The 15,052-nt window shown below is 62.6% G+C and carries 14 protein-coding genes; 9 read left to right on the plus strand and 5 right to left on the minus strand.

The annotated features are described in order from the left end of the window. Positions 1 to 605 precede the first annotated feature (605 nt). The gene (locus tag G3N95_RS16205) at positions 606 to 1,082 is read left to right on the plus strand and encodes a DUF3455 domain-containing protein (protein WP_346778378.1); all 477 of its coding nucleotides are present in this window, start codon (positions 606 to 608) and stop codon (positions 1,080 to 1,082) included. Positions 1,083 to 1,444: 362 nt separating this feature from the next. Further along, positions 1,445 to 3,124, plus strand: coding sequence for an ATP-binding cassette domain-containing protein (locus G3N95_RS16210; RefSeq protein ID WP_205971093.1), 1,680 nt, complete (start codon positions 1,445 to 1,447; stop codon positions 3,122 to 3,124). A 128-nt stretch (positions 3,125 to 3,252) separates the two neighbouring features. On the opposite strand, the gene G3N95_RS16215 is transcribed toward G3N95_RS16210, so the two are convergent. Next, positions 3,253 to 3,567 carry a helicase gene (locus G3N95_RS16215; RefSeq protein ID WP_205971094.1) on the minus strand — a complete coding sequence of 105 codons (315 nt, stop codon included), beginning with the start codon at positions 3,565 to 3,567 and terminating at the stop codon, positions 3,253 to 3,255. Between the two features lie 291 nt (positions 3,568 to 3,858). Here G3N95_RS16215 and G3N95_RS16220 point away from each other — a divergent pair, with 291 nt between their 5' ends. Continuing rightward, positions 3,859 to 4,191 carry a metalloregulator ArsR/SmtB family transcription factor gene (locus G3N95_RS16220; protein WP_205971095.1) on the plus strand — a complete coding sequence of 111 codons (333 nt, stop codon included), beginning with the start codon at positions 3,859 to 3,861 and terminating at the stop codon, positions 4,189 to 4,191. 78 nt (positions 4,192 to 4,269) lie between these two features. Next, entirely contained in the window at positions 4,270 to 5,331 is a 1,062-nt protein-coding gene (locus tag G3N95_RS16225) for an alkene reductase (RefSeq protein ID WP_205971096.1), read from the plus strand. A 67-nt stretch (positions 5,332 to 5,398) separates the two neighbouring features. On the opposite strand, the gene G3N95_RS16230 is transcribed toward G3N95_RS16225, so the two are convergent. Continuing rightward, on the minus strand, positions 5,399 to 5,929 hold the full coding sequence (locus tag G3N95_RS16230; RefSeq protein WP_205971097.1) for a GNAT family N-acetyltransferase: 531 nt from the start codon (positions 5,927 to 5,929) through the stop codon (positions 5,399 to 5,401). Between the two features lie 156 nt (positions 5,930 to 6,085). Here G3N95_RS16230 and G3N95_RS16235 point away from each other — a divergent pair, with 156 nt between their 5' ends. Then, positions 6,086 to 6,697 (plus strand): LysE family translocator, encoded by a 612-nt coding sequence (locus G3N95_RS16235; RefSeq protein ID WP_205971098.1) that lies wholly within the window; start codon positions 6,086 to 6,088, stop codon positions 6,695 to 6,697. Positions 6,698 to 6,726: 29 nt separating this feature from the next. Continuing rightward, a complete protein-coding gene (locus G3N95_RS16240; RefSeq protein WP_205971099.1) occupies positions 6,727 to 7,881 on the plus strand; it encodes an FUSC family protein in 1,155 nt (384 codons plus the stop codon). A gap of 36 nt (positions 7,882 to 7,917) precedes the next feature. Here G3N95_RS16240 and G3N95_RS16245 read toward each other — a convergent pair whose 3' ends face one another. Together G3N95_RS16245 and G3N95_RS16250 are read right to left on the minus strand one after the other, a co-directional pair. Further along, positions 7,918 to 8,226: a helix-turn-helix domain-containing protein gene (locus tag G3N95_RS16245; RefSeq protein ID WP_205971100.1), complete on the minus strand. Its 309-nt coding sequence runs from the start codon at positions 8,224 to 8,226 to the stop codon at positions 7,918 to 7,920. A gap of 33 nt (positions 8,227 to 8,259) precedes the next feature. Continuing rightward, a complete protein-coding gene (locus G3N95_RS16250) occupies positions 8,260 to 9,687 on the minus strand; it encodes a PLP-dependent aminotransferase family protein (RefSeq protein WP_205971101.1) in 1,428 nt (475 codons plus the stop codon). A 191-nt stretch (positions 9,688 to 9,878) separates the two neighbouring features. On the opposite strand from G3N95_RS16250, the gene G3N95_RS16255 reads away from it, so the two are divergent. Together G3N95_RS16255 and G3N95_RS40875 are read left to right on the plus strand one after the other, a co-directional pair. Next, positions 9,879 to 12,203, plus strand: a complete 2,325-nt coding sequence (locus G3N95_RS16255) for an FdhF/YdeP family oxidoreductase (protein ID WP_205971102.1) — start codon at positions 9,879 to 9,881, stop codon at positions 12,201 to 12,203. A gap of 682 nt (positions 12,204 to 12,885) precedes the next feature. Then, complete coding sequence (locus tag G3N95_RS40875) at positions 12,886 to 13,017, plus strand: hypothetical protein (RefSeq protein WP_277398015.1); 132 nt, start codon at positions 12,886 to 12,888, stop codon at positions 13,015 to 13,017. Here G3N95_RS40875 and G3N95_RS16260 read toward each other — a convergent pair. After that, positions 13,003 to 13,860: an NmrA family NAD(P)-binding protein gene (locus G3N95_RS16260; RefSeq protein ID WP_205971103.1), complete on the minus strand. Its 858-nt coding sequence runs from the start codon at positions 13,858 to 13,860 to the stop codon at positions 13,003 to 13,005. The two genes, G3N95_RS40875 and G3N95_RS16260, sit on opposite strands and share 15 nt — an antisense overlap. A 131-nt stretch (positions 13,861 to 13,991) precedes the next feature. On the opposite strand from G3N95_RS16260, the gene G3N95_RS16265 reads away from it, so the two are divergent. Beyond that, complete coding sequence (locus tag G3N95_RS16265) at positions 13,992 to 14,924, plus strand: LysR family transcriptional regulator (RefSeq protein ID WP_205971104.1); 933 nt, start codon at positions 13,992 to 13,994, stop codon at positions 14,922 to 14,924. Positions 14,925 to 15,052 lie beyond the last annotated feature (128 nt).

Here is a 15,052-nt window from a genome sequence, read left to right on the forward strand (position 1 = left end):
TATCTCTGGGCGTAGAATAGCCGAAACAATACAACACCGGGCCGAACTGCACTAGGGGCGCATGGTGGGTGAAACGTCGGACGGGCGCCGCCCTTGCCAGCGTCTACGCAAACTGGGGAACGGCCGACGGATCGTCAGAGCGAATGACTGCCATCGGGGTGAACTTGCCGTTTGAATGACCATTTTCGCATACGGGCGACTGGCCGAATCTGGGCCGATAATTGCCAATCCGTTTGCAATCGGCGAGCGCGTTGCGCGAGTGGCAGCGCACAACCCCACTCATTACCATCTGGGCGTATCCACTGCTCCGGTACTCCTTGGACTTGTAGCCCGAGAGAATCCCGTTCGAATGCCTGTCTGGCGTTTTCGCACTGTTATAGACGCGACCGGTAACGAGCGGCACGCCGAACGCAGCGGCGGATAGCAGCGATGGAATAGATCATCACGCCTGGCTGTTCTGGTAAAGCGAACCGCAGAGACGTCGCCCATTTGCGTGGTACCCAACCAGGATAGTCATCATGTTTCCTTTTCGGTTTTGCGTGATTAGCGCCATTCGCTCGCTATGCGCTGGCGGGCCACGACAGCCCGCCGCTCAAGCCGCGGTAGTGGCCTGTGTTGCGCTGACGTCGCCCGTCGCAGCGAATGCGGCCGATCCCGCCCCACCCACACTCTCGCCTTCAGACGTCCAGACCTTCGCGGTCACGACGGCCACGGGCGTGCAGATCTATAGCTGCGAATACGACAGCAGCCGTCATCTTGGCTGGGTGTTCCAGCATCCGAAGGCCACGCTCTACGATGCAGCCGGACGAGTGTCCATTCAGCATGACGCCGGCCCGTCCTGGGAAGCCGCCGATGGCAGCCGGATCGTCGGCCATGTGCTAGCGCAGGCACCGAGTGCCAACCCGAACAGTATTCCGCAACTGCTGCTCGAAACTCACACTACGGCTGAAGGCAGCCTGTCTGCCGTGCGATTCGTGCAACGACTCGACACCGCAGGCGGCACCGCGCCGACCGAATCTTGCATCGACGAACATCAAACCGGTAGTTCCCCCTACTTTGCACGCTACATATTCCTGAGGTAACGCTGCCGCGTTACATGCGCCGTTGCCGACCAATTCCGGCCTTAACGTCAGAACGTGGTAACTCCGCGCCTATTGCCGGCGTTGCGCATCTCGCACCGCGCCATGCTGGCGCTTCACGTCATCGAATCGTCGAACCCGATGAGAGTCACATCGGATTTTTGTGTCGAGCGGCCGCATTCGGCTCGCCACGTCCACGCCCTCCCCGGCGTCGCCCGATATGCCCGCTCGTTGGCCATAGCCGACGCTGGTGTGTCGACGCCGCCGAGCCTGCTTACGGCGCCGCAAGCGGAAGAGAATCGGAGAAGAGACAGTCCTGCAGGTCGGCTCGGCTATCATGGCGATCCTCTCCGAAGTAGCTTCTTATGATTTCAGTCCGTAATCTCACACTCCGCCGCGGCGTCAATGTCGTACTCGACCGCGCCTCCATCACATTCACGCCAGGGGAAAAGATTGGCCTTGTCGGGCGCAATGGCGCCGGAAAATCGTCTTTCTTCGGCCTTCTCAACGGCACGCTGCACGAAGACAGCGGCGAGTTTTCGATTCCCGGCGCGTGGAGGATGGGCCAGGTCGCGCAGGAGATGCCGGAGACCGAGCAGAGCGCGACGGACTTCGTGATCGAGGGTGACACCGTGTTGCTGGCCGCGCAGGCCGAAGTAGCGGCCGCCGAAGCTAGCGACGACGGCATGCGCATGGCGCACGCCTACATGGCCTTACACGACGCCGGCGCACATGATGCCCCCGCACGTGCCCAAGCGCTGATCCTGGGCCTTGGCTTCAGTGCTGCGCAGCTTGGCCAGCCGGTCAACAGCTTCTCCGGCGGCTGGCGCATGCGGCTGCAACTGGCGCGCGCGCTCATGTGCCCGTCCGACCTGCTGCTGCTCGACGAGCCGACCAACCACCTCGACCTCGACGCGCTGGTGTGGCTGGAAGCCTGGCTCAAGCGCTATCAGGGAACGATGGTCGTGATCAGCCACGACCGCGAATTCCTCGATGCAGTGACGGAGGTGACGGTGCACGTCGACAACGCCAGGCTCGTGCGCTATGGCGGCAACTACAGCAAGTTCGAAGACATGCGCGCGGAGCAGCTCGTGTTGCAGCAGGCCGCGGTAGCCCGGCAAGCGGACAAGATCGCTCACCTGCAGAAATTCATCGACCGTTTCAAGGCCAAGGCCTCGAAGGCAAAACAGGCGCAGAGCCGGGTCAAGGCGCTGGAACGCATGGAGAAGATTGCACCGGTGCTGGCCGAGGCCGAGTTTAACTTCGAGTTCAAGGAACCCCTCAACGTCCCGAACCCGCTGTTGTCGATGCTGGACGCGAGCTTCGGCTACCCCGCGCCGGCCGACGCGTTACCGGGCACGCCGCCCACGGTCATCGTGCGGGGCATCAACCGTTCGGTGCTGGCCGGGCAGCGGATCGGCATTCTCGGTGCAAACGGCCAGGGCAAGTCCACCCTGGTGAAGACGGTGGCGCACGCGCTGGCGCCGATTGCCGGCGAAATCAGCGAAGGCAAAGGCCTGAACATCGGCTACTTCGCACAGCAGGAGCTTGACGTGCTGCGCCCGCTCGACACGCCGATGGAACACATGATTCGCCTCGCCAGAGACACGCCGGCTCACATGCGCGCGCCCGGCCAGAGTGGAACGGAACAATCGCTGCGCACCTTCCTCGGCAGCTTCAGCTTTAGTGGCGACATGGTCCATCAGGCGGTTGGCACGATGAGCGGTGGCGAAAAGGCGCGGCTCGTGTTGTGCATGATCGTGTGGCAGCGCCCCAACCTCTTGCTGCTCGATGAGCCAACCAACCACCTCGACCTGGCCACACGCGAAGCGCTAGCCATGGCGCTCAACGAATTCGAAGGCACGGTGATGCTGGTCAGTCACGACCGGGCCCTGCTACGCGCGGTTTGCGATGAGTTCTGGCTGGTCACCAAGGGCGGCGTCGAGCCCTTCGACGGCGATCTGGACGACTATCAGCAGTTCCTGCGCGACGAAGCCCGTCGCATTCGCGAGGAGGCTAACGCAGAGCAGAAGGTCGTCACCTGAGTTGTCCCGCAAGCGGGCGCTGGGCGTTTCAGGTGTCCAGAGAATACACGGAGGCCGCTTCGCGACCTGATGCCGCTGGCCGTGCAGTTTGCGTCGCAGGTTTGGGGCCGTCTCGACCGGCCCGCTTTTTATGCGTCTTTTAGCCAGGGCATTTCCACGGGTGACACCACCAGATGTCGGAACTCGCGTTTCAGTTCGAAAATGAATCCGACGAGGATCATGGAGTCGGCATAGGGGATCGGGAATACGTGAGGATTTTCCGCGGCGCGGAGCGGGTGCGTGGGCGTGTCCGCCGTCGTCGCGGCGTTCTCGCGGACGCTTTCCAGCTCGTCAGCCATTGCCTGCCCACTGACTTTCAGGACGCGGGCACGAAGATCGTTGAAGGGTTCGATGCGCGCCCCGTCTTCGTTGTATTCAGGCACTTCGTAGATGAACCAGGACATTTTCCGCTCCCAGGAAAAAGTTTGCGATTTTAACAGTGGGCGCAACGGACTCGCTCCGGACAGCCACCTTACTCCCTCAATTCAACCATCGTCCAGCGAAGCCCGTGATAAGGCCGACGCGGGGAACGAAGCGAGCGGATCCGACGTCGCGTGCGGGCTCTTTTGTGTGCCGACACTATCACCCCCATTGCAAATAAGGCCATTCGTGCATATCGTTAAAATCCGATATAAGATTCGGCCCATAGCGATGCAGATGCCGACGTTCCGGCCAGAGAGTTTGCCCGCCATTTCATGAGCACGAAGCCCAACCCCAGGAAGTCCACCGAAATCGACATCGACGCGATCCACAAGGCGCTGGCCAACCCGGCGCGTCGCGTGATTCTTGCGAAGCTGCGCGAGCCGGAGAAGTATTTTCCGGAGCAGGAGCTGTCGTACGAGCACGGCGTCTGTGCGGGTCAGTTCGACGACTGCTGCAGTCTGTCGCAGTCCACCGTGTCCGCGCATCTCGCCACGTTGCAGCGCGCGGGACTGATCACGTCGAAGCGTGTGGGCCAATGGGTGTTCTTCAAGCGGAACGAGGCCGTCATCGACGCGTTTCTCGCGCACATGAATGCGGATCTCTGACAGCGCGCCCGCATCTTCGCTCTTCCTGAACGCAGTCTTGACATAGCCGGGCTATGCGCCCGCAAGGAATGAAACAACATGCCGACTCTTTTCGACCCGCTCCAGATTGGTGCTGTCACGCTGAAGAACCGTATCGTCATGGCGCCGCTCACGCGTCAACGCGCCGGCGACGTGCGCGTACCCAACGCGTTGATGGCGACGTATTACGCCGAACGCGCGAGCGCCGGCCTGATCATCTCGGAAGCCACCTCCGTCACGCCGCAAGGTCTCGGCTACGCGGACACGCCGGGCATCTGGTCGGATGAGCAGGTGGAAGGCTGGAAGCTCGTCACGCAGGCCGTGCACAACGCAGGCGGCAAGATTTTCCTGCAACTGTGGCACGTGGGCCGCGTGTCGGACCCTGTCTTCCTGAACGGCGAACTGCCCGTTGCGCCGAGCGCGATCGCGCCGGAAGGCCACGTGAGCCTCGTGCGTCCGCAGCGTGCGTACGTGACGCCGCGCGCGCTCGACATCTCGGAGATTCCGGGCATCGTCGCGGCCTATCGCAAGGGCGCGGAGAACGCGAAGAAGGCCGGCTTCGACGGCGTCGAAGTGCATGGCGCAAACGGCTATCTGCTCGACCAGTTCCTGCAGGACAGCACGAACAAGCGCACGGATGCGTATGGCGGCTCGATCGAAAACCGCGCTCGCCTGATGCTCGAAGTGACGGACGCCTGTATCGACGTGTGGGGCGCCGATCGCGTCGGCCTGCACCTCGCACCGCGCGGCGATTCGCACACAATGGGCGATTCCGATGCGGCAGCGACTTTCGGCTATGTCGCGCGTGAAGTCGGCAAGCGCAAGATCGCGTTCATCGCAGCACGCGAAGCGCTCGGCGACAACCGGCTCGGCCCGCAACTGAAGAAAGAATTCGGCGGCGTGTACATCGCCAACGAGAAGTTCACGAAGGAAAGCGCGCAGAAGCTGCTGGATTCGGGCGAAGCGGATGCTGTTGCATGGGGCAAGCTGTACATCGCGAATCCGGACCTCGTGCGCCGCTTCGAACTGGATGCGCCGCTGAACGAGCCGGTCCCGGCAACGTTCTACGCGGAAGGCGCGGAAGGCTATACCGACTATCCTTCGCTGGAAGCGGTGAACTAAGACCACGCCACATCGGCAACGGCAGATAGCGGTGAGAACGCGGCGGGAGCGATTCCCGCCGCGTTTTTTATTCCGCCGGTTTCACCGCGCGCCGCATGAAAACCCGCTTCGTTTCGTCGACGCCACGCGCGATCCGCAGCTTGCGGATGCGCAGCAGCGCGGCATCGAGTTCGTCGTCGTCAAGAATGCTGAACCCGAGCCGCTGGTAATACGGCGCATTCCATGGCACATGGCGGAACGTCGACAGCTCGACCTGTGTCGCACCAGCCGCTCGCGCTCTTGTGTCGACCTGATCGAGCAACGCCGCGCCGATGCGGCGGCCGGCATGCTGAGGCACGACGTCGAGCGCTTCGACATAAACGCATGTGCGCAGCATCGCGAACATCACAAAGCCGACGCACACGCCGTCGCATTGCGCGACGATCACTTCCGACGCACTCACCTTCTTCAGCACGAACGGCGCATCCATCGGCCGCGCGGCCGCGATACCCGTCAGCCCGACGCTCACGAACCGCTGCGCCGCCTCGTATTCGACTACGCGAATGGAAGGAACGTCTTCGGGTACGGCGTTTCGATAGTGAACTGCGGGCATTGGCATCGGACGCAACATGCGAGGCTTTCGACAAGCGAACATATTGACACCGCCCGCCTGCGCAATTCAACCCGGCGCGCCCCGTTTTCTCGCGTCTCGAACGAACGCACACGACACGCCGATATAATCCAGCCAGAGACATTCTCGCAAAGGAGTCGTTCAATGGCACTTTCCGGTCTTCTCGTCTTCGCGCTCGCGCTGATCGTCGCGGCCGGCTCGCCCGGCCCGAGTATCGCGGCACTCGTCGCGCGCGTGCTCACCAACGGCTTCCGGGACGTGCTGCCGTTCCTCGCCGCGATGTGGATCGGCGAAGCGCTGTGGCTCACCTGCGCGGTCGCCGGGCTTGCCGTCGTCGCGCAGACTTTCGCGCTGGTGTTCATCGCGCTGAAATTCGTGGGCGTCTGCTATTTGCTGTTTCTCGCGTGGAAGATGTGGTTCGCGCCCACCGACGTGCACGCAGGCACGTTGCCGCGCGGCCAGTCGCCGTGGCGCATGTTCGTCGCGGGACTGATGGTCACGCTCGGCAATCCCAAGATCATGGTGTTCTATCTCGCGCTGCTGCCGACGCTCGTCGACGTGTCGCGCGTCGGCACGTTGGCGTGGCTCGAACTCACGTTGACGATGCTCGCTGTGCTGATGACCGTCGATTTCGTCTGGGCGCTGCTTGCCACCAAAGCGCGCACGCTACTGACCAGCCGCCGCGCGGTGAAGATCGCGAACCGCACCAGCGCGACGATGATGGCGGGCGCGGCAGCCGCGATCGCGACACGCTAGCGCCGCACTCCAATCCGACGGGAGCCTCGATGCGCGCCCACATGTTCAGGCAGATCGGCCGCGATGCGATCGTCGCGCTCGGCCGCGAACTCGCCGCATGGAAGCCGACGCCCGAGCGCGCGCTGTTCGGCGTCGAAGCGGTGCTCTCGGTCGTGCTGTCGGTAGCGCTCGCGCATCTGCTGCATCTGCCCAATACGTGGTGGGCCGCGATCAGCGGCTTCGCCGTCATGCAGACGCGTTTCTCGGCCTCGGCCGAACGCGCGCTGCATCGCGTGCTCGGCACGATCGTCGGCGGGCTGCTCGGGACGCTCGTCGGCCCGCTCATCGGCGACCGTCCGTGGCTCTTCGTGCCCGCGCTGGGCGCCATCAGCGCCGTCTGCGTGTACCGCGCAAACGGTTCGTCGGCATCGTATGCATGGGTGCTCGGCGGCATCACGTGGGTGATGGTCACGTATCAGGCGCACGAACTGCTGACGTTCGGCCCGACGGCTTCATTCGCGACGCTCCGCGTGGCCGAGGTGTGCGTCGGCACGTTTGCATGCCTCGTCGTGTCGGGTGTATTCCACGTCGGCATACAGTGGTACGAACGACGACGCCCTGCGTCGAAAGTCGCGGCGGCAGCGGCGGCTTCCGCGAACGCCGCCCCGCCCACGTTCGAAACGCTGCGCCACGCGCGCATGGTGCTCGCCGTGCAGGCGGGTGTGGCGGTGGCGATTCTCGCGGCGCTCACGTATGCGCTCAAGCTGCCCGGCTTCGCGCAGGCGCTCGTGACGACGATCGCGGTGCTGATCTTGCCGCCGACGTCGATCGTCGTGCGCTCCCAGAAGCCTGTCGCCGACAAGATGGTGCAGCGCGTAGTGGGGTGCCTGATTGCGGGCGCCGTCGGCGTCGCGCTGCTGCCGCTGATGCAAGGCCGGATCCTGCCGTGCCTGCTCGCGCTGGCCGCGGGCGTGTGGGCCGGCTGTCACGTTCAGACGGGCACACAGGGCGCGAGTTATATCGGGCGGCAGTTCACCATCGCGTTCATCATGGTCTTCGTGCAGGACCACGCATGGTCCGCCGATCCGCACCCCGCGATGATGCGTCTCGCCGGTATCCTCACGGGCATCGCGATCCTCACCTGCGTGATGCTGATCGCGTCGCGGCTGTCGTTCCTGCCCATCTCCGAAGAAGCGACGCCATGAATGCGGTGCGTGCAAGGCGCCCTCTTGAGAGACGGCTCAAGGCTCGCCGAACAGCGCCTCGCAAAGCTCGCGGCCTTCGTCCGTCAACGTCGCCGTGCCGCGCCCTTCCTCGTCCATCTGCACGGCGATCACTCCCGCCGACTGCAACTGCGTCAGATAGCGCCGCAGCGTGCTCATCGGAAGATCGGTGCGCTTGCTGATCTTCGCAAGCGACCACGGCTTTTCCGGCGATTCGCTGGCCGCTTCCCACAGCAACTGCAACAACTGCTCGACGGTGGGATCGAGTTCGTTGTCGTCGTCATCGTCGTCGCAATGCTTGTCGTGTGCGGAATCGTTGGGGTTCATGTGAGGTCTCCTCGTTCGCTGTTCATCGTCTGCTCATTGACGCGAGCTGGCGGCCGCCAGCTTGCCGACCGTCACCAGCGCATTCTCGATTTCCGGCGACCATGCATAGCTGTAATTCAGGCGGATGCAATGGCTGTACCCGTCGGTCGTCGAGAACATATAGCCCGGCCCGACCGTGATGCCGTGTTCCAGCGCGAGCTTGTATATCTGCATCGAATCGACGGTGGGCGGCAGTTCGATCCATAGCACGTAACCGCCCATCGGATGCGACACGCGTGTGCCTTCGGGAAAGAAACGCGTCACCATCGCGGTCATCAGTTTCGCGCGCTGCGCGAGGCCTTTGCGCAGCTTGCGCAGATGATGCTCATAGCCGTCCTGCTTCAGATACTCGGCGATGGCCAGCTGCGGAATCGACGGCGTGGTCAAGGTGTTGAGAAACTTGAGCTTCTCGACCTGTTCGCGGTAGCGGCCCGGCATCGCCCAGCCAATCCGGTACGCGGACGTCAGCGTCTTCGAAAACGACGCGCAATGCAGCACGAGTCCTTTTTTATCGAAGTTTTTCAGCGCGCCGGGATGCACCTCGCCGAAGTACAGTTCGTGATACACGTCGTTTTCGATCACGGGCACATCGTGCCGCGCGAGCAGCTTCACGAGTTCGCGCTTTTTTTCGTCGGACATCTGGAAGCCGAGCGGATTCTGGAAGTTCGGCATCACCATGCACGCGGCGATCTTGCGTTTGTCGAGTATCTGCGAGAGCGCGCCGAGATCGATGCCTTCGCGCGGATGCGTCGCCACTTCGATCGCGCGCATGCCCATGCGCTCGATCGCGTGCAGCATCGCATAGAAAGTGGGCGATTCGACGGCCACCGTATCGCCCGGCTTCGCGACGGCCTGCAGGCACAGGTTGATCGCCTCCGTCGCACCGACCGTCACGACGATCTCGTTCGGATCGACGGCGATGCCGTTCTCCAGATAGCGCCGCGCAATCTGCCGGATCAGGTCGGGATTGCCGGGCGGCAACTCGTCGGTGACGCCCCATTGTGTCTTGCGCCGCCCGATCGCGTGCGCGTAGCGGTTGATCTTCTGGAACGGATACAGACTGGGATCGGGATAGGGCGAGCCGAGGGGCACGGCCTCATCGCTGCCGATCGAACGCAGGGTGGACAGCACGAGCCGGCTCACGTCGACCTGCGCCGACACGGCGATCGGCTTCGAGACGTCCAGCTCCTGCACGGGCGGCGGCGCATCGTTCGCGCCGAGCCGCACGAAGTAACCCGACTGCGGACGGCTCTGGATGACCCCCTTGCTCTCCAGCATCAGATACGCGCGCAGCACGGTCGTGATCGAGATCTGCCGATGCTGGCTGGTCTGACGCACAGACGGCACGCGCTCGCCGGGACGGAACACGCCGCGCCGGATCTGCCCTTCGATTTCCTTCGCCAGTTCTTCGTAGAGCTTCAATCGCTGCCTCTGCCTCACGCACAGCCGACGGGCACGGCGCCCAATTTTTGAGCACAGTTCACCGCAACGGGACATTTAGGTGGATAACAGTCGAAACTGTACTCTTTTTCTTTCGCACCTTGTGTACACACCGGCTACGCGTATTCCCCACTACCCTAGCATCAACGTAACGTCATACCGCACGCAAAGACATGGACAAGACCACCAAGCCTGGCCGCATCGAACCGTACACAGGGCCTGCCGCCGGTTGGGGCGCATTGAAGTACGTCGCGCTCAACCTGATGAAGGAGAAGGTTGCCGGCGGAAAGTACAAGACGCTGTTCAAACAGAACCAGCCGGACGGCTTCGACTGCCCGGGCTGCGCATGGCCTGATCGTCAGCATGCGTCGACGTTCGAGTTCTGCGAAAACGGCGTGAAGGCCGTCGCAGCGGAAGCGACGAGCAAACGCGTGACGCCCGCATTCTTCGCGCAGCACACCGTCGACGAACTGATGAAGCAGGACGATTACACGCTCGAACAGCACGGCCGCCTGACCGATCCGATGGTGTTCGATCCTCTCACGGACAAGTACAGATCCATTTCGTGGGATGACGCGTATCGACTGATCGCAAAGCATCTGAAAGGACTCGACAGTCCGCATCGCGCCGCCTTTTACACATCCGGCCGCGCGAGCAACGAAGCCGCGTTCCTGTATCAGTTGTTCGTGCGCATGTACGGCACGAACAACTTCCCCGACTGCTCGAACATGTGCCACGAGGCCACGAGCCGAGGCCTGCCGACGACCGTCGGCATCGGCAAGGGCACGGTGACACTCGAGGACTTCGAGCACGCCGACACGCTGCTGATCTTCGGCCAGAATCCCGCGACGAACCATCCGCGCATGCTCGGCGAACTGCGCGAATGCGCGAAGCGCGGCGCGACGATCGTGTCGATCAACCCGCTGCGCGAGCGCGGGCTGGAGCGTTTCGCGAGCCCGCAGCACGTGACGGACATGATGACGATGTCGGGCGTGAAGATCGCGTCGACCTTCATCCAGCCGAAGATCGGCGGCGACTTTGCACTCATCAAGGGCGTCGCGAAGCGCGTGCTGGAACTCGACGACCTCGCCGTCGAACAGAATGCGGAGCGCGTGCTCGACGTTGCGTTTCTCGAAGAGCACACGGCCAACTTCGAGGCGTTCGCCGCCGATCTGCGCGCCGAGAGCTGGGCCGCGCTGGTCGAAGAAGCAGGCGTGCCGCGTGAAGACATCGAAGATCTTGCGCGCATCTACGTGAACGGCAAGCGTGTGATTTCGACGTGGGGCATGGGTATCACACAGCACAAGAATTCGGTGGCGACGGTGCACATGCTGTCGAACCTGATGATGATGCGCGGCAATATCGGCCGGCTCGGCGCGGGCTTGTGCCCGGTGCGCGGCCACTCGAACGTGCAGGGCAACCGCACGATCGGCATCGAGGAAAAGCCGACGGACGCGTTTCTCGACCGACTCGGCAAGGTGTTCGATTTCGAGCCGCCGCGCGGTCACGGCTACGACGTGGTCGAAACGATCGAAGCGATGCTGGAAGGCCACGTGAAGGTGTTCATCGGACTCGGCGGCAATTTCTCGATCGCGACGCCGGACACGCCGCGCACGTGGGACGCGCTGCGTGCGTGCGACCTGACCGTGCACATCACGACCAAGCTGAATCGCAGCCATCTCGTGCATGGCAAGGAAGCGCTGATCCTGCCGACGCTCGGCCGCACTGAAATTGATCTGCAGAACGGCATCGCACAAGGCGTGACCGTTGAAGACTCGATGAGCATGGTGCATGTGTCGTATGGGATGAATCAACCGGCGTCGGAAAATCTCGTGTCGGAGACGCGCATCGTTGCGCAGATCGCGCATGCGACGCTTGGCAGCGCGAAGGTCGACTGGCTCGGCTATGCGAACGATTACGCGAAGATTCGCGATGCGATCGAATGGTCGATTGACGGCTTTTACGATTACAACGAGCGCATTGCTCAGCCGGGCGGTTTCCATCTGCGCGTTGCGTCGCGTGAGCGCGACTGGAAGACGGACACGGGCAAGGCGAATTTCGTCGTGCATCAGATTCAGCGCGACACGCCGATCCAACGCGCGAAGAAGCTGCACGGCGAGCGTGCGATGACGTTGATGACCACGCGTTCGCATGACCAGTACAACACCACTATCTACGCGCTCGATGATCGCTATCGTGGTGTGTATAACCAGCGTCGTGTTGTGTTTGCCAACGCGGCTGACATTGCGATGCTTGGGTTCAGGGCTGGTGACTGGGTCGATATGGAAACCATCTGGGATGATGGGATCGAGCGGCGTGCTGAGCGGTTCTTGCTGGTTGAGTATGATATTCCGCGTGGATGTCTTGGGGCTTACTATCCTGAGACGAATCCGCTCGTGCCTTTGTCCAGCACCGCTGATGTATGTAATACGCCTACATCCAAGTCAATTCCGGTTTTGTTGTGGCCGTCGGCCGCTGATGTGGGTGTCGCTGCTTGATTTTTTTTTGTGTCTGCGACGCTAGTCGCGATTTTGGGGGTTTTGCTGGCGAGCGTTTTTTTTCGCTGGCATCCGCGCTATGTCTCTGGTTTGCTGGCGTTGCCCCTGTGCGGGGCGGCACCTACTTTTCTTTGCCGCGGCAAAGAAAAGTAGGCAAAAGAAAGCCGCTAACCCCGCCAGCCCGTGTTCTTGCCTGCGGGCCCCCAGCAGGTCCCGCACTCCACACGGTAACGCGCTATCTTCCGCCCGTTGCCAGCGCCTCGAACAGGCGCATCACCCACTCCAATCACCCGCAGGCAGCCAGCGGCAGCGACCCGTCCGCGCCGCCCAGGTGGCAAACTGTGTGTAGGTAATCGCACCACATGCGTTCGCGATCCTACGACACCGATCCCGGTTTTCGGTCCGGAGTGGTGCACTTCCATCGCGACGGCCTACACACAGTTTGCCACCTGGGCGGCCGCGAACGCCTGGTAACGCGGCCCGTGACGCGAGAGTGTGAAGCGGGTGATGCGTGAGTTAGCACGCTGGCAACGCGCGCAAACGGACGCGTTGCCGCGTGAAGCGTAAGAACTGTCGGGGGCCCGCAGGCAACAACAAGCACTGGCGGGGTTAGCCCGCTTTCTTTGCTTACTTTCTTTGCGGCGGCAAAGAAAGTAAGTGCCGCCCCGCACAGGGGCAACGCATGAATCACGACATGAAACCGCGGACGCCAGCGAAAGCGAAAAACCAAAAACCAAAAACCGGCGACGCCGCGCCGCAGGCAAAAAACCAAACCGGCGAAGCCCGCGCCGAGAAGGCACTACCCCTTGAGTAGCTGGCCGATCACCCGTTCCAGAGTGACACTACCCTTGACCACCGCCGAAGGCGATTCAAACTCGATCCATCCTTCATTAAACCCATCGATCATCTGCATCCGCGGCAGCGGATTCTGCATGCCTTGTGAGCAAAACAACGGCTCCCACTCCTCGCGAGGAACGACTTGCACACGCACCTCGCGCCCCAGCGCGACCGCAAACGCATGAGCAATTTCGTTCGGCGTCACACGTCGAGGACCTTCCAGCTCAACGACCCGTACCCCCACCCAGGAATCCTGCAGCAATCCCGCGGCCACGCGGCCAATATCAGCAGTGGCGACCATCGGCACCGGCTTGTCGAGCGGTTGAAGAAAGCTCGGAATCACACCGTCCGCGCGTGCGGGCTCGACGTCCCACACACAGTTCTCGAAGAACCACGCAGCGCGCAAAAACGCGACCGGCATCGGCAGCGTGCGCAACGCCTGCTCCATGAGTCCAAGCTGGTTCAGCAGATTCGGCTGCGTCGCCTGCGCACCGACCGTCGAAAGCACCACCACGCGCGACGGCTGAGCCGCGCTCAGCGCTTCACGCAACGCCGCAATAGTCCGACGCGACTCGGCGAAATCCGGCGACGGATCGAAGACTGGCGGCAACAGCACGAACACCCCTTCGACGCCCTCGAACGCACGCCGCAGCGCATCCGCGTCATGCATATCCGCAAGCGCCACCTCGCACCCCCTGGCGGCCCACGATGCACCCTTTGCTTCGCTGCGCACCACCGCCCGCACCGCCTGGCCCTGCGTCAATAGCGTATTCGCAACTACACCGCCAACCTGCCCCGTAATCCCTGTAACAGCGAACATCTGCGTACTCCCGTTCAAATGAATGACCTGCAACGGGATTGATTCTGGGCCTCGCAGGCACTTGATACCATGACATGAATGTCATTTGATTCATGACACAATGGCATCCAGACAAAACGCAGGAGCGCACGATGTCCTTCGACGAACGGATTCTCAACGGCATGGGCGTGCTGACGGCGATCGTCGAAAGCGGCAGCTTCGCGAGCGCGGGCGAGCGGCTCGACATGTCGCAATCGGGCGTGAGCCGCTCGGTCGCACGGCTGGAAGCGAGGCTCGGCATCCGCCTGTTCGATCGCACGACGCGCATCGTCAAGCTCACCGACGAAGGCCGGCGCCTCTACGAGCAGATCGTCCCGCTGATGGACGGCCTCGAAGAAGCAGCCGCGTCGGCAGCCGGGGGCGCAACGGCCGTGCGTGGGCGGCTGCGCGTCAACGTCGATCCGTTCTTCTCGAAAATCGTGCTGAGTCCGCGTGTGGGCGAGTTCGTCGCGCGCTACCCTGAACTGAATCTAGACCTGATCACGCGCGATCAGGCCGGCGATATGGTCGCCGATGGCTTCGATGTCGCGGTGCGTTTCGGCGAGCCGCGTCCATCGACGCTCATCGCGCGCAAACTGCTCGACACGCGCATTGTGACGGCCGCATCGCCGGGCTATCTGAAGAAATATGGCCGGCCGCTCAAGCCGACCGACCTCGAGCGCGAGCCGCACAGTTGCATCCAGTATCGCGATCCGGAAACGGGACGGCCGTTCGTATGGGAATTTCACCGGCCGCGCAAAAAAGTCATCATCGACGCGCGCGGCAGACTGATGGTCAACGACGTGTCGACGATGCATGGCGCTTGCCTCGCCGGTCACGGCATCGCCCAGATCATGGCGCTCGGCACGCAACCGCTGTTCGACAGCGGCCGGCTCGTCGATCTCTTTCCCGATTGGCCCGACGAGCGCTTCCCACTTTACGCGCTCTACCCTTCGCGACGTCATCCGTCCGCAAAGGTGCGCGCGTTTCTCGACTTCATCGTCAAGATCACAGGCTCGTCGCTCGACGACAAGCCCTGGTACTGACGCTGCGGATACGCGCGCTCATTTGCTGTTCTTCGCGCGAGCCGGCCACGCAATCGCGTTGTAATCGTATGTCTAATAGCTCTCCACACTGCCGCTGATATATAGGGCCGTCCGCGTTGTCCATTCGA

It is taken from the genome of Paraburkholderia sp. Tr-20389 (genome assembly GCF_017104565.1).
Classification (GTDB): Bacteria; Pseudomonadota; Gammaproteobacteria; order Burkholderiales; family Burkholderiaceae; genus Paraburkholderia.

Bases quoted from the DNA above. Each gene is read 5' to 3' on its own strand.
- G3N95_RS16210 (WP_205971093.1), top strand. From the start codon at position 1,445: ATGATTTCAGTCCGTAATCTCACACTCCGCCGCGGCGTCAATGTCGTA.
- G3N95_RS16215 (WP_205971094.1), bottom strand. From the start codon at position 3,567: ATGTCCTGGTTCATCTACGAAGTGCCTGAATACAACGAAGACGGGGCG.
- G3N95_RS16220 (WP_205971095.1), top strand. From the start codon at position 3,859: ATGAGCACGAAGCCCAACCCCAGGAAGTCCACCGAAATCGACATCGAC.
- G3N95_RS16225 (WP_205971096.1), top strand. From the start codon at position 4,270: ATGCCGACTCTTTTCGACCCGCTCCAGATTGGTGCTGTCACGCTGAAG.
- G3N95_RS16230 (WP_205971097.1), bottom strand. From the start codon at position 5,929: ATGCCAATGCCCGCAGTTCACTATCGAAACGCCGTACCCGAAGACGTT.
- G3N95_RS16235 (WP_205971098.1), top strand. From the start codon at position 6,086: ATGGCACTTTCCGGTCTTCTCGTCTTCGCGCTCGCGCTGATCGTCGCG.
- G3N95_RS16240 (WP_205971099.1), top strand. From the start codon at position 6,727: ATGCGCGCCCACATGTTCAGGCAGATCGGCCGCGATGCGATCGTCGCG.
- G3N95_RS16245 (WP_205971100.1), bottom strand. From the start codon at position 8,226: ATGAACCCCAACGATTCCGCACACGACAAGCATTGCGACGACGATGAC.
- G3N95_RS16255 (WP_205971102.1), top strand. From the start codon at position 9,879: ATGGACAAGACCACCAAGCCTGGCCGCATCGAACCGTACACAGGGCCT.
- G3N95_RS40875 (WP_277398015.1), top strand. From the start codon at position 12,886: ATGAATCACGACATGAAACCGCGGACGCCAGCGAAAGCGAAAAACCAA.
- G3N95_RS16260 (WP_205971103.1), bottom strand. From the start codon at position 13,860: ATGTTCGCTGTTACAGGGATTACGGGGCAGGTTGGCGGTGTAGTTGCG.
- G3N95_RS16265 (WP_205971104.1), top strand. From the start codon at position 13,992: ATGTCCTTCGACGAACGGATTCTCAACGGCATGGGCGTGCTGACGGCG.